The organism is Pseudoclavibacter helvolus (assembly GCF_014191305.1).
Taxonomy (GTDB): domain Bacteria; phylum Actinomycetota; class Actinomycetes; order Actinomycetales; family Microbacteriaceae; genus Pseudoclavibacter; species Pseudoclavibacter helvolus.
Genome location: NZ_JACHWJ010000002.1, coordinates 35563 through 58980, shown reverse-complemented (window position 1 = coordinate 58980; position 23418 = coordinate 35563). Strand labels below are relative to the sequence as shown.

At 67.2% G+C, this 23418-nt stretch carries 23 protein-coding genes and 1 pseudogene; 10 read left to right on the top strand and 14 right to left on the bottom strand.

Translation table 11 applies throughout. The annotated features are described in order from the left end of the window. Nucleotides 1–3 precede the first annotated feature (3 nt). Nucleotides 4–552: a 5-(carboxyamino)imidazole ribonucleotide mutase gene (purE, locus tag FHX72_RS07275; protein ID WP_068476518.1), complete on the bottom strand. Its 549-nt coding sequence runs from the start codon at nt 550–552 to the stop codon at nt 4–6. A 106-nt stretch (nt 553–658) separates the two neighbouring features. After that, nucleotides 659–1861, bottom strand: a complete 1203-nt coding sequence (locus tag FHX72_RS07270) for a 5-(carboxyamino)imidazole ribonucleotide synthase (RefSeq protein ID WP_276510480.1) — start codon at nt 1859–1861, stop codon at nt 659–661. A 164-nt stretch (nt 1862–2025) separates the two neighbouring features. Here FHX72_RS07270 and FHX72_RS07265 point away from each other — a divergent pair, with 164 nt between their 5' ends. After that, on the top strand, nt 2026–2655 hold the full coding sequence (locus FHX72_RS07265; protein ID WP_183624119.1) for a GtrA family protein: 630 nt from the start codon (nt 2026–2028) through the stop codon (nt 2653–2655). Here the strand turns inward: FHX72_RS07265 and FHX72_RS07260 are convergent. The 3 genes from FHX72_RS07260 to FHX72_RS07250 are packed head-to-tail and all read right to left on the bottom strand — an operon-like array spanning nt 2642 to nt 4697. Beyond that, the gene (locus tag FHX72_RS07260; protein ID WP_183624117.1) at nt 2642–3385 is read right to left on the bottom strand and encodes a PH domain-containing protein; all 744 of its coding nucleotides are present in this window, start codon (nt 3383–3385) and stop codon (nt 2642–2644) included. The two genes, FHX72_RS07265 and FHX72_RS07260, sit on opposite strands and share 14 nt — an antisense overlap. Further along, the gene (locus FHX72_RS07255) at nt 3385–4257 is read right to left on the bottom strand and encodes a biotin--[acetyl-CoA-carboxylase] ligase (protein ID WP_068476509.1); all 873 of its coding nucleotides are present in this window, start codon (nt 4255–4257) and stop codon (nt 3385–3387) included. The genes FHX72_RS07260 and FHX72_RS07255 overlap by 1 nt, the downstream gene beginning before the upstream one ends. Then, entirely contained in the window at nt 4254–4697 is a 444-nt protein-coding gene (locus FHX72_RS07250) for a DUF4199 domain-containing protein (RefSeq protein WP_183624110.1), read from the bottom strand. The genes FHX72_RS07255 and FHX72_RS07250 overlap by 4 nt, the downstream gene beginning before the upstream one ends. 110 nt (nt 4698–4807) lie before the next feature. Between FHX72_RS07250 and FHX72_RS07245 the strand changes: the two genes are divergently transcribed. Genes FHX72_RS07245 through FHX72_RS07230 form a run of 4 tightly spaced genes read left to right on the top strand, consistent with a single transcriptional unit; the run spans nt 4808 to nt 8010 of the window. Then, nucleotides 4808–6421: a carboxyl transferase domain-containing protein gene (locus tag FHX72_RS07245; RefSeq protein ID WP_183624108.1), complete on the top strand. Its 1614-nt coding sequence runs from the start codon at nt 4808–4810 to the stop codon at nt 6419–6421. Continuing rightward, nucleotides 6418–6663 (top strand): acyl-CoA carboxylase subunit epsilon, encoded by a 246-nt coding sequence (locus tag FHX72_RS07240; protein WP_068476504.1) that lies wholly within the window; start codon nt 6418–6420, stop codon nt 6661–6663. The genes FHX72_RS07245 and FHX72_RS07240 overlap by 4 nt, the downstream gene beginning before the upstream one ends. 10 nt (nt 6664–6673) lie before the next feature. Further along, nucleotides 6674–7420 (top strand): hypothetical protein, encoded by a 747-nt coding sequence (locus FHX72_RS07235; RefSeq protein ID WP_183624106.1) that lies wholly within the window; start codon nt 6674–6676, stop codon nt 7418–7420. A gap of 56 nt (nt 7421–7476) precedes the next feature. After that, complete coding sequence (locus FHX72_RS07230; protein ID WP_068476500.1) at nt 7477–8010, top strand: septum formation family protein; 534 nt, start codon at nt 7477–7479, stop codon at nt 8008–8010. Between the two features lie 123 nt (nt 8011–8133). Here FHX72_RS07230 and FHX72_RS07225 read toward each other — a convergent pair whose 3' ends face one another. Both FHX72_RS07225 and FHX72_RS07220 read right to left on the bottom strand, forming a co-directional pair. Next, the gene (locus FHX72_RS07225) at nt 8134–9411 is read right to left on the bottom strand and encodes a class I SAM-dependent RNA methyltransferase (protein ID WP_068476498.1); all 1278 of its coding nucleotides are present in this window, start codon (nt 9409–9411) and stop codon (nt 8134–8136) included. Nucleotides 9412–9458: 47 nt separating this feature from the next. Next, nucleotides 9459–10115: a putative glycolipid-binding domain-containing protein gene (locus tag FHX72_RS07220; RefSeq protein ID WP_221186842.1), complete on the bottom strand. Its 657-nt coding sequence runs from the start codon at nt 10113–10115 to the stop codon at nt 9459–9461. A 255-nt stretch (nt 10116–10370) separates the two neighbouring features. Here FHX72_RS07220 and FHX72_RS07215 point away from each other — a divergent pair, with 255 nt between their 5' ends. The 3 genes from FHX72_RS07215 (at nt 10371) to FHX72_RS18550 (ending at nt 13245) form a co-directional block, all read left to right on the top strand. Next, complete coding sequence (locus tag FHX72_RS07215) at nt 10371–11021, top strand: Maf family protein (protein WP_183624104.1); 651 nt, start codon at nt 10371–10373, stop codon at nt 11019–11021. Between the two features lie 162 nt (nt 11022–11183). After that, nucleotides 11184–12827, top strand: a complete 1644-nt coding sequence (locus tag FHX72_RS07210) for a PTS transporter subunit EIIC (RefSeq protein WP_221186841.1) — start codon at nt 11184–11186, stop codon at nt 12825–12827. Beyond that, complete coding sequence (locus FHX72_RS18550) at nt 12715–13245, top strand: PTS sugar transporter subunit IIA (RefSeq protein WP_244964121.1); 531 nt, start codon at nt 12715–12717, stop codon at nt 13243–13245. The genes FHX72_RS07210 and FHX72_RS18550 overlap by 113 nt, the downstream gene beginning before the upstream one ends. Before the next feature lie 36 nt (nt 13246–13281). Here the strand turns inward: FHX72_RS18550 and FHX72_RS07205 are convergent, their stop codons facing one another. Next, complete coding sequence (locus FHX72_RS07205; protein ID WP_183624102.1) at nt 13282–14280, bottom strand: glycosyltransferase family protein; 999 nt, start codon at nt 14278–14280, stop codon at nt 13282–13284. 44 nt (nt 14281–14324) lie between these two features. After that, nucleotides 14325–14891 carry an SDR family oxidoreductase gene (locus FHX72_RS07200; RefSeq protein WP_068476488.1) on the bottom strand — a complete coding sequence of 189 codons (567 nt, stop codon included), beginning with the start codon at nt 14889–14891 and terminating at the stop codon, nt 14325–14327. 106 nt (nt 14892–14997) lie between these two features. Here FHX72_RS07200 and FHX72_RS07195 point away from each other — a divergent pair, with 106 nt between their 5' ends. Beyond that, nucleotides 14998–15453 carry a MarR family winged helix-turn-helix transcriptional regulator gene (locus FHX72_RS07195; RefSeq protein WP_183624100.1) on the top strand — a complete coding sequence of 152 codons (456 nt, stop codon included), beginning with the start codon at nt 14998–15000 and terminating at the stop codon, nt 15451–15453. Nucleotides 15454–15463: 10 nt separating this feature from the next. Here FHX72_RS07195 and FHX72_RS07190 read toward each other — a convergent pair whose 3' ends face one another. Further along, nucleotides 15464–16018: a TetR family transcriptional regulator gene (locus FHX72_RS07190; protein WP_183624098.1), complete on the bottom strand. Its 555-nt coding sequence runs from the start codon at nt 16016–16018 to the stop codon at nt 15464–15466. Nucleotides 16019–16133: 115 nt separating this feature from the next. Between FHX72_RS07190 and FHX72_RS07185 the strand changes: the two genes are divergently transcribed. Beyond that, nucleotides 16134–17195, top strand: coding sequence for an SDR family NAD(P)-dependent oxidoreductase (locus tag FHX72_RS07185; protein WP_183624096.1), 1062 nt, complete (start codon nt 16134–16136; stop codon nt 17193–17195). A gap of 346 nt (nt 17196–17541) precedes the next feature. Here FHX72_RS07185 and FHX72_RS07180 read toward each other — a convergent pair whose 3' ends face one another. The 4 genes and pseudogenes from FHX72_RS07180 to FHX72_RS07170 form a co-directional block, all read right to left on the bottom strand. Continuing rightward, nucleotides 17542–19080: an oleate hydratase gene (locus tag FHX72_RS07180; protein WP_478219667.1), complete on the bottom strand. Its 1539-nt coding sequence runs from the start codon at nt 19078–19080 to the stop codon at nt 17542–17544. After that, nucleotides 19004–19288: pseudogene (locus tag FHX72_RS20005) on the bottom strand (oleate hydratase); the annotation flags it as partial. The gene FHX72_RS07180 and the pseudogene FHX72_RS20005, both read right to left, overlap by 77 nt. A gap of 192 nt (nt 19289–19480) precedes the next feature. Continuing rightward, nucleotides 19481–21553 (bottom strand): ABC transporter ATP-binding protein, encoded by a 2073-nt coding sequence (locus FHX72_RS07175; protein WP_183624094.1) that lies wholly within the window; start codon nt 21551–21553, stop codon nt 19481–19483. Beyond that, nucleotides 21550–23283 (bottom strand): ABC transporter ATP-binding protein, encoded by a 1734-nt coding sequence (locus tag FHX72_RS07170; protein ID WP_183624092.1) that lies wholly within the window; start codon nt 23281–23283, stop codon nt 21550–21552. Before FHX72_RS07170 ends, FHX72_RS07175 begins: the two co-directional genes overlap by 4 nt. Nucleotides 23284–23418 lie beyond the last annotated feature (135 nt).

Below are 23418 nucleotides of genomic sequence, written 5' to 3'. Positions count from 1 at the left end.
GGGCTAGAGCGACTGCTTGAGGGCGTCGTTCTTGGCTTCGACGGCGTCGCGCAGTCCGTCACTGTAGTCGGCGAGTCTGGCCGCGAGCGCTTGATCGCCTGTGGCGAGGATGCGCGCGGCGAGGATTCCCGCGTTCTTGGCTCCGCCGATGGAGACGGTCGCGACTGGGATGCCTGCAGGCATCTGCACGATCGAGAGCAGCGAGTCCATGCCGTCGAGGTACTTGAGCGGCACCGGCACGCCGACGACGGGGAGCGTCGTGAGGGAGGCGACCATGCCGGGGAGGTGTGCGGCCCCTCCGGCTCCGGCGATGATGACGCGGATGCCGCGGTCTCGTGCTTCGCGGCTGTAGCTGACGAGCTTCTCGGGGGTTCGGTGGGCCGAGACGACCTCGACCTCGACCGGGACGCCGAATTCGGCAAGCACGTCCCGGGCCTCGTGCATGACGCGCCAGTCGCTGTCGCTGCCCATGATGATGCCGACGAGCGGCCCGGTCGGCGAGGCCGCGTCCACGGGCGCAGGCGCGGGCGATGCGGTGGGGTGGTCGCTCATGGGTGCAAGCGTAGACGCGCGTGCGCCAGGCAACGCTGAGGCTGGCCGGTGAGGTTCCGCCTCGAGAGCGCGCTTCGCTGAGCCTCCCCGGCTCCTCCGGTTCGCCTCAGGAGGCGCTGTTGTCGTCGAAGGCACCCGCGGCGGCGCGCGCGCGGTAGGTGACGTCGTCGAGGTCTTGGCCAGCGACCGTCACGTGGCCGACCTTCCGCCCGGGCCGCGCGGACTTGCCGTAGCTATGGATCTTCGCGTCGGGATGCTCGTGCATCGCCTTCTCGTACCTGTCGCCGTAGCTTCCCTCCTGAGGGCCGCCGAGCACGTTGACCATGACGGCGTGCGGCGCGGTCATGCCGGTGTCGCCAAGCGGGAGGTCGAGCACGGCGCGGAGGTGCTGCTCGAACTGGCTAGTCATGGACCCGTCGATCGTCCAGTGCCCCGAGTTGTGGGGGCGCATCGCGAGCTCGTTGACGAGGATGCGCTGGTCGGTCGTCTCGAAGAGCTCGACGGCCAGCACGCCGGTCACGTCGAGACCGAGGGCGACAGACTGTGCGATCGTCGCGGCGACGTAGCCGAGGCGGTCGTCCGCGCCTTCCGCACCTGGGGCCGGGGCGAGCACCTCTGCGCAGACACCGTCGCGCTGCACGGTCTCGACAATCGGCCACAATGCGATCTCGCCTGATGGACGCCTGGCGACGAGCTGAGCCAGCTCGCGGCGGAAGTCGACGCGCTCTTCGACGAGCAGCGGGTTGCCGTCCGCGAACCAGTCGGCGCCTTCTGCGCCGGACCGGACGATGCGCACCCCCTTGCCGTCGTAGCCGCCTCGCGGGGTCTTGAGCACCGCGACGCCCCCGTTGGCGTCGATGAAGGACTGCAGCTCCGTCTCGTCGCGGACCTCGGCCCACTCGGGGATGGGGATGCCGAGTTCAGCGAGGCGCTGGCGCATGAGGAGCTTGTCCTGCGCGTACTGGAGGGCGTGCGGCCCTGGGCGCACGGCGATTCCCGCATCCACGAGTCCGCGCAGCACGTCCTGGGGCACGTGCTCGTGGTCGAACGTAACCACGTCCACGCCCCGCGCGAACTCGAGCACCTCCTCGAGCACGTGCATGTCTCCGACGGCTGTGACCGCCCGGTCTGCGCTCTCGCCGCGGCCTGCGGCGAAGACGCGCAGATCAACGTCGAGCTCGATTGCGGGTGGGAGCATCATTCGCGCGAGCTGCCCGGCTCCGATGACGCCGACGACCTGACCCATGGTTCGCTCCGTTCGAAAGTGCTGCCGGCAGTCTGCTGCCGTGAGAAGTCTGTGCGCTCGCATCGAATTCGACGCCAGGGGAGTTCTGCCCGAGGGCGTTGCTATGGCAGTTCCGTGCCTTTTGCTCTGACGTGTCTATACTCCGACGAGGGTCACAACTCCCCAACACTTTATCTTGCTTGCGGCAACTTCATCCCCGCAAGTGCCCCACGATGGAGGTCGAGCGCTTGACCAATCGCTCCCACAAGCACGCAGAGCCGCATCACTCTGAGCCAGAGGATTTCGTCGGCTTCGTCGCCGCCGAGACGGCCGAGTTCGATCTTCCTGCACAGCGCACGTCCCGCACGCTCTGGGGCCGGGTCACGAATGTCTTCAGACGCATCGCCGCGTCGAAGGGCATGATGGCTCAGCTCATCAACTTCGGGCTTGTCGGCGGGGTCGGCTTCATCGTCGACACGGGACTCTTCAACATCCTGATGCTCACGGTCCTCAACCCGAGCGAGGTCGCGCACGGAGCGCTCTGGGCCAAGGTCATCTCGACCTGCGCGGCGATCGTGACGAACTGGATCGGCAACCGCATCTGGACGTTCCGCCAGCACAAACGACAGGACAACTTCCGCGAGGCCATCGAGTTCTTCGGGGTCAGTCTCGTGGGCCTCGGCATCGGACTCCTGCCGATCTGGTTCACGAACGCAGTGCTCGACAACCACTCGCTCGTGGCCTACAACATCGCGAACCTCGTTGGCATCGGCCTTGGAGCGATCTTCCGCTTCATCCTCTACCGCTTCTGGGTCTTCTCCCCCAAGCGCGTTGCCGAGATGCAGGAGAAGAACGACTCGGACGTCACGGCCCGCTGAGCTCCCGGATGCACGCGGCAACGCTGTTGGCGCTCGGCACGTCCACGAGTCGCAAGCGGTGCCCGGACACGGACGTGATGACGATCGTTCCTGAGCGGAACATCGCCTGCCAGAGGTTGCGCCGCACGGTCACGTCGACGATCGAGTTCATGTAGATCTCGCGGGTCTCGCTCGTGAGCGTGCCGTGCGAGAGCACAACTCGGTGGGTGGTGATGCGGTTGCGCGCTTGCAGCCAGACCACGATCGGCACGATGCCGAGCAGTACGATCGCGGCGAGCGAGATCAGCAGCCAGGCGTGACGGGTGCCGATGGTCGCTTCCTGCAGCGCTCCGAGGTTGTAGCCGGCGGCCGCGAAGCCAGCGATGAGCACGAGAGACGGCAGGAGAAGGCACCGACCGTGCTTGCGGACGCGCATGATCGTCTGTTCGGGGAGGCGCATGCCGAGCGGCTCGTAGGGGCGCTGTTGGTGGCCGTCGGGCTGCACCCCAGTCTGCTGCGCGTATCCGCCGTATGACTGCCCCGGGTGCTGCTGACGCGACTGCTGGTAGTGCTGCTGGTTGGGATCGCCGTACTGGGCGGGCGCGGCCTGCTGCCAAGGCGCCTGCTGGCTTGGGTACTGGGCGGCCTGAGGCTGCGCGGTGTACTGCTGGCCTGGCTGCTGCGCGCTGGCCGGGGCTCCGAAGATCTGATCCCAGGACTGGTCGCTGGGGTGCGGTGGACGGCCGCGCATCAGACCCCGTTCTCGGGGCGGACCCGCTCGACGTCGCCCGCCGCGACGGCCCTGGTCTCGCCGTCGTCGCTTCGGATCACGAGGTGGCCCTCTGGCGTGAGCTCGGTCGCGAAGCCGTGCAGGACCTCTCCGGAGGGGAGGGTGGCCGCCACTCGGGCGCGGAGCGTCGAGCAGACGTCGCTTAGTTCCCCGTGCGCGCCGCTGGCCACAGCGTCGCCGCGGGCTTCGCGGAGCGCTTCGAGCCTAGCCACGAACTCGGAGAGGTACGCGGGCAGGAGCTCCGCCTGGCGCGCGGGGAGCATGCCACTGAGCGCGAGCGAGGTCGCCTGCTGAGTCGGGAGCTCGTCGGCCTGCAGGGTGATGTTGACGCCCGTGCCGACGACGCACGAGAGCTCTCCATCGCGCGTGCCAAGGACCCGCCCGAGGATGCCCGCGACCTTGCTGCCGTCGATCTGGACGTCGTTCGGCCACTTGATCTCGACCCGGGCGGCCTGCTCGTCCGGCCGGAATCCGGGTGCTGGCGGCGACAGCTCGAGGATCGCGCTGCGGAGCGCGAGGCCGGCGATGAGGGGCAGCCAGCCGAGGATGCGGGGCGCAGCCTCGTCGTCGACGAGCCTCACGAGCGTGGATGCGGCGAGGCACTTGCCGCGAGGGGAGATCCACTCGCGTCCGTGGCGACCGACGCCAGCGGTCTGCGCGTACGTGACCAGCGTGCTGAGCGCGGGGTTCTGGCTCGCTTCCCCGCCGGTGCGCTCCCAGATGTCGGCGAGCACGTCGTTGGTGGAGGTGGCTTCTGGCACGGAGATGAGGCGGAGCTCGGTTCCGGCGGCGCGCCCTCCGAGAAGGAGCTGAGTGATGGCCGGGGCGCTCACTGCGCGCCCGCGATCGCCGAGCCGATGACGGACAGGTACACGAACGTCATGACGACGGAGGCGAGGCCGGCGACGAAGAGGGTCACGAGCGCGGCGATGGCGAGCGCCTTGGAGCGCCGCTTCTGCCACAGCGCCACGATCGCGAGCACAAATGCGACGGCCGCGATGGAGACCGCGAGGGCGATGTTGAGAACTGGAACCGGGATGAACGCGAGCACAAGAGAGAGGGCGGCGACGCCGAGCGCCCACATTCCCCAGACGCTGCGCCGCGACTCCTCCGGAGCAGCCGGAGCAGCACCGCGAACGCCAGAGTCGTAAGGGACGACGGGCGCGCTCGACAGCAACATGCACTGCTGCGCCTGTGCATCCGGTGCCAGCGGTACAACCTCGGCGCCCGGTCGGGGCGCGGCCCCGTTCGGTGCGCCAGTCCCCTGAGTCATACCGCCAACCTCTCAAATGTCGTGCGTCGTGCGTTCCTCTTGCACTTCACCAGGGAATCAGGCTAACCCGTACGGCCGCATGTGAGCCGTTGCCCGGTAAAGTAGCGCGGGTGAACTCCGCACCACTTGAACCGACCGCTTCCACCCCGGCGATCTCGACGACGGCCGAAAAGATCGCCGACCTTCGGGCGAGGCACGCGGAAGCGGTGACTCAGGCGGAGGAGATCTCGGCTGAGAAGCAGCACGCGAAGGGCAAGAAGACGGCGCGCGAGCGCATCCTCGAGTTCCTCGATCCCGGCTCCTTCGTCGAACTGGACGAGTTCGTGCGCCATCGCACCACCGCGTTCGGAATGGACAAGCGACGTCCGTACGGTGACGCCGTCATCACGGGCACCGGCACGATCCACGGTCGTGGCGTCGCCGTGTACTCGCAGGACTTCACGACGTTCGGCGGATCCCTCGGCGAGGTTGCCGGCGAGAAGATCATCAAGATCATGGACCACGCCATGAAGGTTGGGGTGCCGATCATCGGCATGCTCGACTCCGGCGGCGCGCGCATCCAGGAGGGTGTGGTCGCGCTTGGCAAGTACGGCGAGATCTTCCGCCGCAACACGCAGGCCTCCGGCGTGATCCCGCAGATCTCGATCATCATGGGCCCGGCCGCAGGCGGCGCCGTCTACTCCCCCGCGCTCACCGACTTCGTGATCATGGTCGACAAGACGAGCCACATGTTCGTGACGGGGCCAGACGTCATCAAGACGGTCACGGGTGAAGAGGTCGGGTTCGAGGAGCTGGGCGGCGCGCTCGCCCACAACCGCACGACCGGCGTCTCCCACTACCTCGCGGCGGATGAAGACGACGCGCTCGACTACGCGCGCCAGCTGCTCTCGTTCCTGCCGGACAACAACCAGGCAGAGCTCCCGAGCTACGACATCGACACCGAGCTCGAGATCACGGATCTCGACAAGAAGCTCAACACCGTCATCCCCGACTCCCCGAACCAGCCGTACGACGTGAAGCAGGTCATCGAGCTCATCGTCGACGACGGCGACTTCCTCGAGGTGCAGCCGCTGTTCGCGCCGAACATCATCATCGGCTTCGCTCGTGTCGACGGCACTTCGGTTGGCATCGTCGCGAACCAGCCGAACGCGATGGCAGGCACCCTGAACATCGAAGCCGGTGAGAAGGCATCCCGCTTCGTGCGGTTCTGCGACGCGTTCTCCATCCCGATCCTGACGCTGGTGGATGTGCCCGGCTACCTTCCCGGCACTGACCAGGAGTGGTCCGGAGTCATCCGTCGTGGCGCGAAGCTGCTCTACGCGTACGCGGAGGCGACCGTCCCGCTTGTCACCGTCATCCTGCGCAAGGCCTACGGCGGCGCGTACATCGTGATGGGCTCGAAGCAGCTCGGCGCAGATCTGAACTTCGCCTGGCCGACGGCCGAGATCGCGGTCATGGGCGGCCAGGGCGCCGTCAACATCCTGTACCGCGGCGAGATCAAGCGGGCGGAAGAGGCAGGCGAGGACGTCGCCGCCGTGCGCACGCGTCTCGCAAACGAGTACACGTACAACGTCGCCTCGCCGTTCCTTGCGGCGGAGCGCGGCGAGCTGGACTCCGTCATCGAGCCGGCCTCGACGCGCGTCATCGTCACGAAGGCCCTGCGCACGCTGCGCACGAAGCGGGCATCGCTTCCCCCCAAGAAGCACGGGAACATCCCACTGTGAGCCAGGAGCAGATTCCGTCGCACGTGGGCCTCGAGCACATCGTGCGAACGGTCAGCGGCAACCCGAGCGAGGACGAGCTCGCGGCGGCGACGCTTGTGCTCGCCTCGATGATCGAGTCGGCGCAGGACCTCGATCGCCCCCGCGACATCGTCAAGCGGCGCACCGCGTGGCAGCTGTCACAGCGTGGGATGCGCGGAGGCGGCTCCGCGAGTGACCCGTTCGGCGGCTCCTACCGGAGCTGACTCCCGGCGCATGCGCACAGAGCGATCATCGGGCGGCTTCGTACTGGCCGTCGTGGCGCTGATCGCAGTGATGCTCGTGTTCGCGACGCCGGCCGGGCTGCCAGAGGCTGACGGGAGCGGCTCGACAGCGGCCGACCCGTGGGGGCCCGAGGGCATCCGCGAGTGGTTCGGCGTGCACGTCTTCGGTACCGAGAGCGGCTTCGAGCCAGTCGTCGTGCCTGACGACGAGGCGAGGAGCGATTCATTGGCCTACCCGCCCCTCGTCGCGGCCCCAGTTGGCCCGTGGCCGGAGGGGGACGCCGGCATCGAAGCGTTCATCGCGGCGACCGGCGTGCCGGCAACGTGGGCGACCGACGGGCAGACGGCCTGCCCAGAAGAGGCGCAGGCCTGCACGAAGCAGTCGTGGTGCGAGGGCAACGGGTGCCCGGTTGAACAGCCGACGGCGAGCATCCATCTGAGAGCAGACGACGCAACCCTGTTCCCAGTCATCACCGACGTCGGAGCTGCCGTGCTCATCCACGAGCTCGGCCACGCACAGCAGGCCTATGTCTTCCCGAATCCCGACGAGATGCTCCGCGTACTCGAGGAGGAGGGTTACGGCCAATTCACCGGCCATGGCGGCGATGCCGTCCCCGCCGTCGAAGGGCACGCTGAGTGCTACACGCAGGCCCTGACACCAAGTTCCGCCTACTTCGGAGACTGCCCAGTCGAGTTCAAGGAGCGCGCCGTCACCCTGCTGCTCGAGAAGCGACTCTAAAACCTTCGCGTTTGTCGCTAAAGTGAGCGAAAACCACCAAACTCCCAGGAGAAAATATGCCGAAGACCACCGTCAAATCTGCACTCGTGATTGGGGCTATCGCCCTGCTCGGACTCGGCCTCAGCGGCTGCTCCGCTGCTCAGGAGATCGTCGACTCGGTCGAGGGCGAGCTCTCAGGAGGCGAGAGCGAGGTCCGGGACGGCGAGACGCAGGAGGTCACGGAGTCGGGTGACCTCGACGTCTTCAAGCTCGCCGTCGGCGACTGCTTCAACGATGCGGGCAGCACCATGGTCAGCGAGATCCCCGTCGTGCCGTGCTCGGACCCGCACGACTACGAGGTCTACCACGAGGTCGAAATGCCGGCAGGAGACTTCCCCGGTGACGAGGCGATCACGACGCAGGCCGAAGCCGACTGCACGGCGCAGTTCGCCACCTTCATCGGGCTCCCCTACGACCAGAGCTCGCTGTACTTCTCGTACCTGACTCCGACGCAGCAGAGCTGGGATGACGCAGGCGACCGCTTGATCCAGTGCATCGTCACCGACCAGGCCACGCAGACGACGGGCACGCTCGCCGGCGCAGCGCGCTAGACGGGCAAGATCCCACCTCTCGGCCCCGCCGAGACGACAGAACGCCGGGCACCTCGCTTTCGCGGGTGCCCGGCGTTCTCAATTTCGGATGCTCGAGATCGCACCCGCTCCGCTCGACCGGGCTCAGACCCGCACGAAGCGCGCCACAGTCTCGAAGTGGTGCGTATTCGGGAAGAGGTCGTAGGCGCGCATCCACTCGAGTGAGTAGCCGTGCGCGAGGAGCAGCCCAGTGTCTCGAGCCAGGGCGACCGGGTCGCAGGCGACGTAGACGAGCTGAGCTGGCCCGAAGCCGGCGAGGCGATCGATGACATCCTTGCCTGCACCAGAGCGTGGCGGGTCGAGGATGACGGTTCCGCGGCGAACGCCCTCGCGGTCGAGGTGCGTTGCGTCGCGTTCGAGGCGCGCGAGGTACTGGTCGACGCGTGCCGTGACGGCACTCGCTCCACGCCACTCGGCGAGGTTCGCCGTCGCATGGCCCGTCGCCGCCGCGTTCGATTCGACGGTCTCGATGAACGCGCCAGGACCGGCCTCCTGCGCGAAGGCGGCGGCGAGCAGGCCGACGCCGCCGTAGAGGTCGAGGTTCACGGCGTCGGGGTCGACGAGCGCGGGGTCGAGGGCATCTGCGACCGCGTTGGAAAGCGTCTCAGCGGCGAGGCGGTGCACCTGCCAGAACCCGTCCTCGTCGACCTTGTACTCGCGCCCGTTGACGACCTCGGTGACCACACCTGGCTTACGGCCGTGCGCACCGTCGAGGATCGTGCGCATGCGTGTGTCGAGTTCGGCGGGAGCGACGAGCTCGATGCGTCCGGTGCCCGCGAGCCGCTCACCGAGGGGAGCGAGCTCTTCGATGTCTCCGTGCGCGAGCGGCAGCGTCTCAGTCTCGATGACCCGGTGCGAGCGGGCCGCGTATGGGCCGACCCTGCCGTCTTTGTCGACGTGCAGCGTGACGCGGGTGCGCCAGCGCGTGCCACCGTTCTCGTCGTCGCCGAGGAGCGGCTCGACGGTGCCCTGCCATTCATGGCCGGCGAAGCGCGCCATTGACTCGCTGAGCACCTGCGCCTTCAGCTCCCGTTGGCGCGCCAGTCGGATGTGGCCGAGCTCGGCGCCACCCGCCCGCTCTTCGGGAGCCCGCTCGATGGCGGCTTCCTGCCAGACGTGCGGTTGCCGGTCGGCGGATGCACGCAGCACGTCGGTCGCGACGGCCCTCGCAAACGACTTCCGCACCTCGGTGACGCGGGCGCGGACAAGCTCGCCGGGCACGGCATCGGCGACGAACACGACTCTGCCCTCGTGGCGAGCGACGAAGATGCCCCCGTGCGCGATGTCGCCCACCTCGAGCTCGATCTCGTCGCCTGGGTTGATCTCCGCCGGAGTGTCCTGGGTCGTGCCGTCCTGGGTCATGCGCTCGAGCCTAGCCGTGCGCATCCACCGATCTTCGCGGTTGCGGTTCAGAGGCGCGTGAACAGGCCAGGGTAGGTGACGACGAAGCTCTGCTTGTCCGTCGCGATCTCGCGCTCGAACGAACCGTCGACGGCTTGGAACAGGTAGCGAGTTCGCCCGAGTCGCCGGTAGCGCTGTCGGTCGAGGAAGACCGCGAACGTGTCCGTGTCGATGTAGGCGACCTCGATCTCTCGTTGTTCTCCGACTTCGAGTCCGAGCCTGCGCATGGGGAAGGTGTTGGTCAGAGGCGTCGCGCGGATGTCGACGTCGAGGGCGCCCCTGAGCTCTGGGGCCGCCTGATCGCCGACGCGCCAGTCGCCGCGACCGTTCGAGGTGATAGTGAGAGTCTCGCCGGTGCCAGGGCGGCGTAGCGAAACGAGCCGCGTTCGCAGCACCGGGTCCGTCTCGAGCAGATACTCGAGGTGCGGTTGCGCGCCCGAGTCCGTGCTCTCGGAGACGGGGGCCGAGATTCGAGAGTTCGCGGTGATCCCGCCGACGGCGTTCTCGACGACACTCGCGGCCTCAACGTACCCGGTCGCTTCGGCCACCCAGGCGAGCGTGGAGGGTGCGGCAACCGCCTCGACGCCGGGCGCATCCCACACGACCGAGGAACGGGAGAACCTAGTTTGCTTCGGCGCGCGGTACCGCGACTCGAGGCGGGTCACCAAGCGCCCTTCCCTTCGGAATCTGGGCGCGTGGCCGATGTGAGGAGCCTGATGAGCATGCGACAGATCGTATGCAAGCGGCCTTGACGCACTCTGGCAGGAGGTGGCGCGTTGGCTGACCGCCCCCTGACTGCCGCATGCGTGCCAGCTGCCGAGATGCCCGACCCAGGATCGAACGCGACTCGGCCCCTACTCGGCCCCGGTTCGATTTCTGCTCGATCTCTGGGGTGGCCGCTCCCCCGGTACTCTCGCCTCATGCGTTTGTACCTCGCCTCGACGTCGCCCGCCCGCCTCATGCTGCTCCGCCAGGCAGGCATCGAGCCGATCGTCATCCCGTCGAGCGTGGATGAGGATGCCGTGATCGAGGCGCGCCTTGGGGAGGGTCCACTCGAGCCGAGCGAGTACGTCCAGTTGCTGGCACGCGCGAAGGCGCTGGCGGTTGCGGATGCTCCCGACCCGACGACGGGCGAACCGCTCGATGGACTTGTGCTCGGCGGCGACTCGATGTTCGAGATCGGCGGCCGGATGCTCGGCAAGCCCCACGAGCCGCAGATCGCCCGTGAACGTTGGCTCGCGCAGCGTGGCCAGACGGGCACACTGTGGTCGGGGCACTGGCTCGTCGACCGCCGTGGTGGCAGCGCTTCCGCGGGGGACGGTGTCGGCAGCACCGCGAGCGCCAGCGTGAGTTTCGCGGGCGACCTGGACGATGCTGAGATCGATGCGTATGTCGCCTCTGGCGAGCCGCTGCACGTGGCGGGCGCGTTCACGATCGACTCGCTCGGCGCACCCTTCATCGAGCGCATCGAGGGCGACCCGTCGACGGTCGTTGGACTGTCGCTTCCGGCCCTCCGACGCCTCGTGCGCGGATACGGGATCGGCTGGCCTGAGCTCTGGAATCGGGCCTGACGCCCCGCAACTCAGCGGCTCGCGGTGCCCATCGATCGGACAGTCCGCGTATTCGGACACGAAATGAGCACAGACTTCTCTCGCCCCTGGTGAATGTCGGGGGCCGGGCGTAGCATCGCGATCCAGACGTCAACGAGGACGCCCCGCGATGGAGGTCCAGCCATGCCACAAGACCCATCTGGCGCTTCGGGGCCAGCCCGGGCGATCGTCGATCAGCTCGGCGGCGCCGGGAACATCGAGAACCTCACGCACTGCGCAACCCGGCTTCGGTTCCAGCTGCGCGACGCATCCGGCATCGATCAGGCGGCGGTCGAAGCCATCCCTGGCGTGATGGGCGTCGTCCCGCAGTCGGGCGAGCGCTACCAGGTGGTCATCGGCGGCGGCGTGCAGAACGTCTACAACGACATCCAGGCGCTCCCAGCGATGGCGGGCGGCGGGGCACCCGCCGACCCGGAGGACGCAGCCTCCATCAAGGCCGCCGCCAGGGCGAAGGGGCCCCGCGGCAAGTTCGCGTGGCTCGACAGCGTCTTCGAGTTCCTCTCCGACTCGTTCCGGCCGATCCTCGGGGCGCTGCTCGGCGCATCCCTGTTCATCACCTTCATGGCCCTCATGAGCACGTTGGGTGTCATCCCCAACTGGGCCGACCCGCGCACCGACCTCCCGCCGTCGTGGCGCTTCCTCAATCTGTGCTGGCAGGCGGTCTTCATCTTCCTCCCCCTCTACATCGCCTACAACGCGTCGAAGCGGGTCGGCGCCGACCCCTGGATCGGCTTCGCCATCGTGGGCGTCGTCATGCTGCCGGGCTTCACGGGGCTCGCGGATGGCATAGACCCCATCGAGGTCTTCGGCTCGCAGGTGTCGGTCGTACCGATCTTCGGGCTCCCTCTGACGGTCTTCGACTACAGCTCGCAGGTGTTCCCGCCGCTGCTCATGGCCGCGCTGCTTGGGCCGCTCTACAAGGGCCTGAAGAAACTCATCCCTGAAGACCTGCACCTCATCTTCGTGCCGTTCCTGAGCATGCTCATCATGATCCCGATGACGGCGTTCCTCATCGGCCCGATCGGGGTCTACACGGGGGCCGGGCTCGCCAACCTGCTGCGCGCCATCAACGACTTCTCGCCGCTCATCTTCGCCATTGTCATCCCGCTCGCGTACCCGTTCATGGTCCCGCTCGGCCTGCACTGGCCCATCAACGCGATCATGCTCCTCAACATCCAGACGCTCGGCTACGACTACATCCAGGGCCCGATGGGTGCCTGGAACTTCGCGTGCTTCGGCGCCACGGCGGGCGTGCTGTACCTGTCGATCCGCGAGAAGGACGCGCAGATGAGGCAGACCTCGACGGGCGCCCTCGCCGCTGGCCTCCTCGGCGGCATCTCGGAGCCGTCGCTGTACGGCATCCATCTGCGGTTCAAGCGCATCTACGGGCGGATGCTCGTCGGCTGCCTCGTAGGTGGGCTCATCATCGGAATCGGCGGCGGCGTGAAGACGAGCGCGTTCGTGTTCACCTCCCTGCTCACGATCCCGGCCTTCGACAACATCCCGCTGTACGCCGCCGCCGTTGGCGCAGCGTTCTTCGTGTCGATGTTCCTCGTGATCTTCTCCGGCTACCGCAGCCCGGAGCAGCAGGCCGCGTTCGAGGCGGCACGTGTGCCTGTCGCCGACCTGGAGACGGCGAAGAAGGGCGAGACCACTGAAGACGTCATCGCGGCGTCCGCGCTCCGCGCGCGCGAGTCCGCACCCCGCACGGTCGAGGTGTTCTCCCCCACTCGAGGGAGAAATCGTTCCGCTCTCGGAGGTACCTGACGCCGTCTTCAGCCAGGGCATCATGGGCCCAGGTGCCGCCATCAAGCCGAGCGGGAGCGTCGTCTACGCCCCGGGGACCGGCACCGTCGCCGTTGCCCAAACGACGGGGCATGCCTTCGGGCTGCAGCTCGACAACGGGCTCGAGATCCTCATCCACGTCGGCATCGACACGGTCGAGCTCGACGGCAAGGGGTTCGACGTGAGGGTCAAGGTCGGCGACAAGGTCACCCCGGAGACGGTGCTCGTGGAGTTCGACAGGGACATCGTCGAAGCGGCGGGCTTCTCGCTCATCACTCCGGTCATCGTGCTGAACGCTGCCGCTTTCGCTTCGGTCGAGGCGGTCGGACTCGGAAGCGGCAAGGTCGGCACGCCGATCCTGGAGGCGGTGACCAAGGCGACGGCCCCCAGCGAGGTCTAGCTGCGTCGGCTTGTCTCGCGTGGTGGGGGACGCAGGTCAGGAGCGTGCAGCCAGCAGTTCGCGCGCCGAGACGAGCAGCGTCATCGCGCGCGCATCGAAGGAGTGGAACTCGGCGACCTTGCGCGCGGTCGCCGCCCGCTGTTCCTCAGTTGGCCATCCGTGGTTTCCCGCAGCGAGCAGGCCACGGAGCTCGTCAACCGACGAGTAGGTGCGCACGGAGTCGCCGAACTCGACGGGGAAGCCACCCGTGATCTCGTCGGAGACGACGATGGCGCCAGCTGCCACGGCGTCGAACAGGCGGTTGGAGACGAAGCCGTGCCGCGCCATGTCGTCCCAGTGGTCGTTGAGCACGATGCGCGCGCCACGGTACGCGCCCGGGGCGGCAGCGTTGTCGAGGTACTCGGACTTGATGTGGCGCTTGTCGATGAACTGCTCCCACAGGTCGCCGTAGACGTCGAGGTCGGCGCCCGCGGCGATCGAGTCCCGCACGATCGGCCGGAAGACGTTGCGCGAGCGCCCGACGAACAGCACATCGGACTCGAGGTCACCCGGCTGCGGCGCTGGCGTGAACCGGTCAGCGTTGGTCGCCTGCAGCAGCGGCCGGATCTCTCGATCAGGACGCGACATGACGGCTGCCCACGGCACGCTCGCCGCGAGTCGCAGGTCGAAGGGCAGGTCGAGCTCGTCCTCACTCACCCAGTCCGGGTGGCTGATGATCCAGAGGATGTTGACGGACCCATCGACGAGCTCTGGCCGGTGGAAGCCGCGCAGGTGCACTGCCACGTCGTCCGGGATGCTCGGGTCGGGCCGATTGCGCGTCTCCCAGCGGTCGACATAGACGGTCTGACCGAGGCGGCGCAGTGCCTTGGCGAGATCCTCGGCGTAGAACACGTCTCCCCAGACGTCGCCTTCTGGGGAGTCCGGGGCCGGCACCTTGATGGCCCACGTCAGTGGGCGTTCCCCCGCGCCGCTGCCGAGGGCGCGCGCCGCGCGCGATCGCACTGCTCTGACGAGGTTCTTGGCACGGGAGATCACCCGGTCAGCCTAGCCGTCAGAGGTCGAGCCGGCCCGGCATCGAGCTAGCTGAGCGCGACGGCGGACTCGCCGCGGATGAGCTCTGCCAGCTCGCGCACGTGCACAGTCGGCATCGGCTGCCTGGAGTGCGCAGCCCCGAGCTGGATGCGAGCTTCGATGTCCGTATTCTCGGCGGCTCGGTTCCCAGTGCTGGTCCCCTCGGCTGTGCCGCGCACGAGGATCAGTTGCGTGTCTGTCGGCCAGCTCTGCGAGACCTGGCCATCGCTGTGCTGAGCACCGCGATGCTTGCCCGCCCTGTCGAGCTTGCCAAGGAGGCGCTCGGCCACCTGCTCGGGCGTCCCCTCGCCGAGCCCACCAAGCAGCACACCGAAGTGCGTCACCTCGCCGAGGTTGAGCTCAATGCTCTCCCGGAGCTCGGCGAGAGCCTCAGAGGTCGTCGCCGTGATCTCGACGGGCATGACCGCGTCGGCGTAGTCGTCGACGAGCAGGGCGAAGGGCGCCACGTTACGGCCGACGATAGCGACCGTGTTTCCGCCGCGGAGCAGCGCATCGGCGAGCTGCCGATCTGCTCCGTCCTCGCCGCCGGCGATGCACCAGGTCTGATTCGTCATGGTCTGCTCCGTTCTCCTCACAACACCAGCTCTGGTGCCGCCCTCCGAACTATACTTAGGAAAGTCCTCACTATTAGTGAGAGACTCGCAATCCCAGGAGGTTCCCATGCAGGCACACGAGTCCCGCGAAGAGCTGCTTGCGCAGCTGAACGAGGTCAAGGCCGAGCTCACGCGAGGGCTCTCCGCGAGGCACATGGCACCCTTCCTGGAGCTCGACATCACCGCGCAGCAGTTGAAGACCGTGTTCCTCGTCACGACCGGCATCGTCACGACCGTCTCGCAGGCAGCCGAGCAGCTCGGGGTCGCCGTGCCCACAGCATCCGCGAGCATCGACAAGCTCGTCGAGAACGGTCTTCTGACCCGCACGGAGGGCAAGCCCGACCGGCGCATCAGACACCTCACCGCCACCTGCAAGGCCATCCGGCTGCACGAACGCTTCCTCGGGCTCCGCACAGACACCGACGAGTTCGCCGCCCACCTCAGCGACGAAGAACTGCAGGGCCTCGTGATCGGCTTCCGCGGCATTCGCCGCGTGCTCCGCCAGTTCTCGGAAGGCGCCTGACGGACCTCACTCAGGGGGCGAAGGACCGCCAGAACAGCTCGATCGAGCGGCGGGCCACGCCCTCGCGCTCATCGCGCGGCGTGCGAGGCAGCACGCCGGCGAGCATCGAGAGCAGCAGGAGGACGTCCTCCGCACTGATGTCATCGCTCACTCGACCGGCCGGCCGGTCACGCGCGAGGGCGGTACCAAGCAAGGCGAGCATCCGGTCGCGCACGCTCGCGCCGTGCGCATCTGCCGTGTCGGTCAACGTGAGCTGGATGAGCCCGACCGACACGAGCATCTGCTGCACGATGAGCTCGAGGAGCTCGGCAAGATCGGAATCAGGTGCCGCCATGAGGTCCTCGAGCTCGACGATCGCCTCCCCGAACACCGCGAGGGCAAGCGCTCCCCGGTCAGGGAAGTGCCGGTAGAGGCTCCCCTGGCCGACCCCCGCCAGTTTGGCGACCGCGCTGAGCGGCGCGTCGACTCCCCCTTCGGCGAACACGACCCTTGCGGCCTCGATGAGAGCACGACGATTCTCGGGCCCCGCACTCGGTCCCCGATTGGCTTTCGCTGGAGTCGACACCGGGATAGCATAATCCGGACAGTGTTGTCCGGTTCGTTCGATCCGAAGCTGTCACCGCCCGAGAAGGCGCTCCCCGAGCACTGACTGGCGGACCAAGCAGAAAGCTGGCATCCAGATGACCTCGAACGCGTACCCCCTCACCTCCGCGAACACCATCGGCGAATGGCTCACCGACCCGACGGGCGGCGTCGTCATCCGCGAGATCCTCGCTCAGGGCGGCCAGGACGCCTCCTCCCTCGCACCAGTCGCGGGCGTGCCCCTCTCGCAGCTCGTCGAGCTCAGCCAGGGCAAGTTCCCGCAGGAGATGGTGGATGCGATGATCGCGCGCGTGAACAGCGGCGAGGTCACCCCCGCTGAGCCAGGAGCGTTCGGCCCCGTCACCGACCTCGACGCCCCGCGAGCGCCCCGGGCCGCGGCGTGGGTGGAAGCGATCACCGGCGGCCGCTTCGCCGGGAAGACGGTCATCGTCACGGGCGCCGGTTCCGGCATCGGCAAGGCCACGGCGTCGCGCATCGCGCGCGAGGGCGGTCGCGTGATCGCCGTCGATGTCTCCGCTGAGCGCCTGGCAACCCTCGTCACGGAGCACGATGGCGCCGACATCGTCACCCTCACTGCCGACATCACCGACGACGCAGGCGTCGCCCAGATCGTCGAGGCGGCAGGCTCACAGATCGACGGCCTCGCGAACATCGCAGGCATCATGGACAACATGACGCCGGTCGGCGAGGTCAGCGACGAGATCTGGAACCGCGTCTTCGCCGTCAACGTGACCGGAACGATGAAGCTCATGCGCGCCGTCGTCCCAGCGATGCTCGCCGCCGGCAAGGGCTCGATCGTCAACGTCGCCTCCGAGGCAGCCCTCCGCGGGTCGGCCGCCGGCGCCGCCTACACGGCGTCCAAGCACGCCGTCGCGGGCCTCACCAAGTCGAGCGCCTTCATGTACGGCCCAAGCGGACTCCGCATCAACGCCGTCGCGCCTTGCGGCGTCGCGACCAACATCGAGGCGCGCTTCGACTCGGAGCTCGGCGCGAAGCGCGTGCAGCAGGCCATGGCGATCCTGCCGACCCCCACTACGGGCACCGCGCTCGCCGCATCCATCACCTTCCTCCTGAGCGATGACGGCGTCAACGTCAACGGCGTCATCCTGCCCTCGGACGGCGGCTGGTCGGCCGCCTAGCCCGGACGCGCAGGAGCGCCCGCCACGCGGCGGGCGCTCCGCACGTAGGCTTCCCCCATGAGCAAACCCGTCACGCGCACACGCAAGTTCTTCTGGATCGGCCTCGTCGTGATCGCGTTGATCTTCATCGGCTCCGGCGTCTACGAGATGCTCGTCTAGCACTCGCTCTCCCCCTCGCGCGCTCTCCCGCGCGCGAGCGTCCCACTTAATCTCGGGATGGGTTTCTCACTTCGGGATGGGTTCTTTCCCATCCCGAAGTGCGGAACCCATCCCGAGACGAACGGCCGGGAGCTGCGCGAAACGAACGGCCAGGATCGGCGCCAAAACGGCGGGGCGGGCGGCGCCGCTAGATCACGTTGTACTGCTCGAGCATCCGCCCGCTGATCGTCTTGTCGACGAACCGGCACGCGAAGCCCGGGATGGGCAGCTTCTTGCCGTCGCGCAGGTATGACGTCGACTTCATGAGCTCACGCACGTCGTAGATCGAGCCGAACACCTCTGGCACACCGCGGTCTACGCCGAGGAGCTGGTAGACGGCTTCCATCGCGGTGCGCACAGAGTACTCCGTCGTGAAGATGCAGTCGCGAGACGACTCCGCGAACTGGCCGATGAACGCGAAGTTCACGACCTTCTCCGGCACGACCTGCGGGCGGTCGGTGCCGTTGCGCGGCAGGAAGAACGCCGTGATGAAGGGCATCATGCACGGCCTCGTGATGGCGCCCGTCGCGGCGAGCTCGTCGATCTCGCCGTCGGGAACCCCGATCTGGTAGAGCCACTCACGCGTGATCTCCTCGCCCGTGCAGTCGCGCATGGGCTTCTTCACGTAGTCGCCAGGCACGTCTGTGAAGAGCGCGTACACCCACACGACGGTCTGGTCGTCAGGCTGCTGCGAGAAGTGCGGCTGGCGGTTGACCGTCCAGCTCATGAGCCACTTCGAGTCCTTGGCCGAGACGATGCCGCCCGTCACGACCTTCCCGGAACGCGTGGGGCGCTTCGCGATCTTCTCGATGTAGGCCGGGATGCGAGCATCCAGCGTCGTCACGGTGGCCGACTCCCACTGCGACTCCTCCGGGGTGGTGCAGAACTTGTCGGGGTTACCGAACGACGGGTCCTGAGCCGCGATCTTGCGCCACAGGTACCAGCTGCCTCCCTCGAGCACCTCTGGGTTGTACTGCGCGGGCGTGTGGTGGTCGCCCCAGTTGGAGTTCTCGACGAGCGAGCCGTTGGTGACGAACACGAGGTCGTTCTCCGTGAGGTCGAGTCCGCCGTGCTCGCCGTCGCGGATCAACTCGATCGCCTTCGCGACCTTCTTTTCCGGCGTGATGTCGAACTCGACGTTGACGACCCGCGTGCCGTTCTGCACGGTCACACCCTGCGCGAAGAGCCACGTGATGAGCGGCAGCACAAGCGACTCGTACTGGTTGTACTTCGTGAACTTCAGCGCGCTGAAGTCGGGGAGGCCGGCGATGTGGTGGATGAAGCGCTCGACGTAGAGCTTCATCTCGAGAGCCGAGTGCCATTCCTCGAAGGCGAACATCGTGCGCCAGTAGAGCCAGAAGTTCGACTCGAAGAAGTCCTTGCTCATGACCTCGTTGATGCGCTTGTCGTAGAGGGTCTCAGGCAGCGAGAGCACGAGGTCGATGATGTTCTTCGTCGCCTTTGTGTTCAGCGTGAAGTCCATGCCCGTGTTGGCGCTCTCGCCCTGGTTGACCGTTGCGCGCTCGAGGGGAGCGGTTCGGGTCCTCCTTGTCGAGCCAGTAGAACTCGTCGAGCACGGAGGCACCCTCGATCTCGAGCGAGGGGATGGAACGGTAGAGGTCCCACAGGCACTCGAAGTGGTTCTCCATCTCGCGGCCGCCCCGGATGAGCCAGCCGGTCTCGGCATCACCCGCGCCGTCGAGGGCCCCGCCATCCGCATTGGACGCCTCGAGGATCGTGATGCGGTCGCCGGCCATCTGGCCGTCGCGGATGAGGAACGCCGCCGCCGCGAGCGACGCGAGCCCGCCCCCAACGAGGTAGGCCGATTTCTCGTCGACCCCCGCCGGCTTCTTCGGACGCGCGAACGCTTCGTAGTTGCCCTTGCTGTAGTACATGGCTGCCCTTCGTTGGGGAACGGGGAACGGGGAACGAGCTGCTTCCCATCCTGTCCGAGTCAGGTTTCGCGCGCGAGGCGCCGCCGCGTCGAACACCCGGGGCACCAACGCAAATGGCCGGGTGCATCCGCGGGAAAGCGGATGCACCCGGCCAAGCCGGATTCCGGGACGAGCCCGGTCAGCGAATCAGGACTACGAGGTGAGCTGGCTCTGCTCGGCGTCGAGGTCGCTGACGGCCTGCTCGAACTGCGAGTTGTAGAGCCTCGCGTACGCGCCGCCCTGCTTCACGAGTTCGTCGTGGGTACCCTGCTCGACGATGGAGCCGTGCTCCATGACGAGGATCAGGTCGGCGTCGCGGATCGTCGACAGGCGGTGCGCGATGACGAAGCTCGTGCGGCCCTGACGGAGCGCCGCCATCGCCTGCTGCAGCAGCAGCTCCGTGCGGGTGTCGACCGAGCTCGTGGCCTCATCGAGGATGAGAACCTGTGGGTCGGAGACAAACGCGCGAGCGATCGTGATGAGCTGGCGCTCACCGGCGGAGACGTTCGACGCGTCCTCGTCGAGCACCGTGTCGTAGCCCTCAGGGAGTGAGTGCACGAAGCGGTCGACGTAGCAGGCGGTCGCGGCTGCGAGCACTTCCTCGTCGGTCGCGTCCTGCCGCCCGTAGCGGATGTTCTCGCGGATGGATCCCGCGAAGAGCCACGGGTCCTGCAGCACCATGCCGGTGCGGCTACGGACGTCGTCGCGCCTGAGCTCGGCGATGTTCTGTCCATCGAGGAGGATGCGGCCACCGTCGAGTTCGTAGAACCGCATGATGAGGTTCACGAGCGTCGACTTGCCTGCACCCGTCGGCCCGACGATAGCGACCGTCTGGCCTGGCTCGACCGAGAAGTTGAGGTTCTCGATGAGCTTCTGCTCCGGCGAGTACGAGAAGGTGACGTCGTCGAAGACGATCTCGCCCGCACCGTTCACCGGCTTGGGCGCATCCTTCGAATCGGGCTCCTGCTCCTCCTCGTCCAGCAGCTCGAACACGCGCTCGGCCGACGCAGTACCCGACTGCAGCACAGCGGCCATGCCGCCCAGTTCCGCGAGAGGCTGCGTGAACTGCTGCGAGTACTGGATGAACGCCTGCACGTCACCGAGGCGGAGGTTGCCGCTCGCGACCATGAGGCCACCGAGCACCGCGATGCCGACGTAGGAGAGGTTGCCGATGAACATCATCGCCGGCATCATCACGCCAGCCCAGAACTGCGCCTTGAATGCGGCCTGGAAGAGCTGCTCGTTGTCGACCTGGAACTGCTCGCGTGCATCCTTCTCACGGCCGAAGACGCGCACAAGGGCGTGGCCCGAGAACGACTCCTCGACGCGCGCGTTGAGGCGCCCCGTCTTCTTCCACTGCTCGGCGAAGTTCTTCTGCGACTTCGGCCCAATGACGCCGAAGATGACGCCCATGAGCGGCAGCGTGATGAGCGCGACAAGCGCGAGCTGCCACGAGATGGAGAACATCATGACCAGCACGCCGACGACGGTGAGCACGCTCGTGACGACCTGCGACAGCGACTGCTGCATGGTCTGCGTGATGTTGTCGATGTCGTTGGTGACGCGGCTCAGCAGCTCGCCGCGCTGCACGCGGTCGAAGTAGCTCAGCGGGAGCGCGTTGATCTTGCGCTCCACGTCTTCGCGCAGCTTGAACATCGCCTTCATCATGATGATGTTGATGACGTAGCCCTGCAGCCACATGAGCAGCGCGGAGAAGACGTACAGCGCAAGCACGGACAGCAGCACCGTGCCGAGGCGCTCGAAGTTCACGCCGTCGCCTGGTGTGATGTCCATCGCCGCGACCATGTCGGCGAACTGGGTCTGGCCGGAGTCGCGCAGGCCCGCGACGACCTGGTCCTTGGACGCGCCAGCAGGCAGCTGGCTTGAGACGACACCCTCGAAGATGAGGTTCGTGGCCTCGCCGAGCACCTTCGGCGCGATGACCGACAGCACGACGCCGACGGCGCCGAGGAACGACACGATGATGAGCGCCGCGCGGTACGGGCGGAGGCGACCGAGGAGTCGACCGAAGCTCTGCCCGAAGTTCTTCGCCTTGCCTGGTGCGACGCTGTCCCAGTCGCCGGAGGACTGCCTCGCCTGCTCGGCAAGCTCCAGCTCGAGCTGCTCTTCTTCCGTCAGGACCTTCTCGACGACTTCCTTGGGCTTCCGCCTGCCACGGCGGGCGCTCTTGGGATCCTGGTTCTGGTTCTCTGCGTCATGGCTCATGACTGTGCCTCCACTGCAAGCTGGGAATCCACGATCTCCTTGTACGTCGTGCAGCTCTCGAGCAGCTCGTCGTGCGTTCCGAGACCGACCATGTGCCCGTCGTCGAGGACGACGATGCGGTCGGCGTCGACGATGGTCGAGAGGCGCTGGGCGACCACGATCTTCGTGACATGCGGCAGCTTCTCCCAGAGGGCGCGGCGCAGTCTGGCGTCGGTCGTGAGGTCGAGCGCCGAGAAGGAGTCATCGAAGACGAACACCTGCGGCTCGTGCACGATCGCGCGAGCGATGGCGAGTCGCTGGCGCTGTCCGCCAGAGACGTTCGTGCCGCCCTGGGCGATGCGCGACTCGAGCTGCTTGTCCTTCTCCTGGACGAACGCCGTGGCCTGCGCGATCTCGAGCGCCTTCCAGAGGTCGTCGTCCGTCGCGGCCTCGCGGCCGTACCGGAGGTTGGAGGCGATCGTGCCGGTGAAGAGGAACGGGCGCTGCGGGACCAGGCCGATGCCGTCCCACAGGAGCTCCGCATCCGCCTGGCGCACGTCGACCCCGTTGACCTTGACGGTGCCACCCGTCGCATCGAACAGGCGCGGGATGAGCGACACGAGCGTCGTCTTGCCCGCACCCGTCGATCCGACGACGGCGACCGTCTCTCCGGGGGCGGCGCGGAACGAGATGCCCGTGAGTACCGGCTCCTCTGCACCCGGGTACGTGAACTCGACGTCGTCGAACTCGACGACGCCAGGCTGAGGGAAGTCGGTCACCGGGTTGGCCGGCATGATGAGCGTCGACTCGGTCGCGAGCACCTCGGAGATACGATCCGCGCTCACCGCCGCGCGCGGGATCATGATCGTCATGAAGCTCGCCATGAGCACACCCATGAGGATCTGCATGACGTAGGCCATGAACGCGAAGAGCGTGCCGATCTCGACGGTGCCCTGGTCGACCTGGATGCCACCGAACCAGATGACGCCGACGACCGTGATGTTGAGGACGAGCATCGCGAGCGGGAACAGCGTGACGAAGAGGTCACCGACTCGCTTGCCGAGGATGAAGAGGTCGTTGTTCGCGACCTCGAAGCGCTTCTCCTCGATGGGCTCGCGCACAAACGCGCGGACGACGCGAACGCCCGTGAGCTGCTCGCGCAGGATGCGGTTGATGTTGTCGAGCTTGACCTGGAACTGGCGGAAGAGCGGCACCATGCGGCTGATGATGATGCCGACGAGGACAAGCAGCACCGGGGCCGCGACGCCGATGATCCAGGAGAGGCCGACATCCTGCTGCAGGGCCATGATGATGCCGCCGATCGCGAGCATCGGGGCGGAGACGAGCATCGTCGAGCCCATCATCGCGAGCATCTGGACCTGCTGGACGTCGTTCGTGTTGCGCGTGATGAGCGAGCCCGCACCGAAGCGCGAGACCTCGCGCTCGGAGAAGCTGCTCACGCGGGCGAAGACATCGGCGCGGATGTCACGGCCAAGCGCCATGGCGGCGCGGGCCGCGAAGACCGTCGCGATGATCGAGCAGGTGATCTGCCCGAGCGAGATGGCGAGCATGACGGCGCCGGTCGACCAGATGTAGTCGGTGTCGGCGTTGGCGACGCCCTTGTCGATGATGTCGGCGTTGAGTCGCGGAAGGTACAGCGACGCGAGCGCTTGTAGAAATTGGAAGACGAGCACGCCCGCGAGGAGCGGCCAGTACTTCCGTAGGTAACGGGCGAGGAGCTTACCGAGCATCGATTCTCCGGAACGACGAGGCGTCTCGAGCGACGCATCCACTAACGTGGTGGATGCGCGTCACTGAAGACGCGGAGTGGACGGCAATGGGGTGGGCCCAGATCGGACCTGGCACGCTTGACCATTACTGGCTAG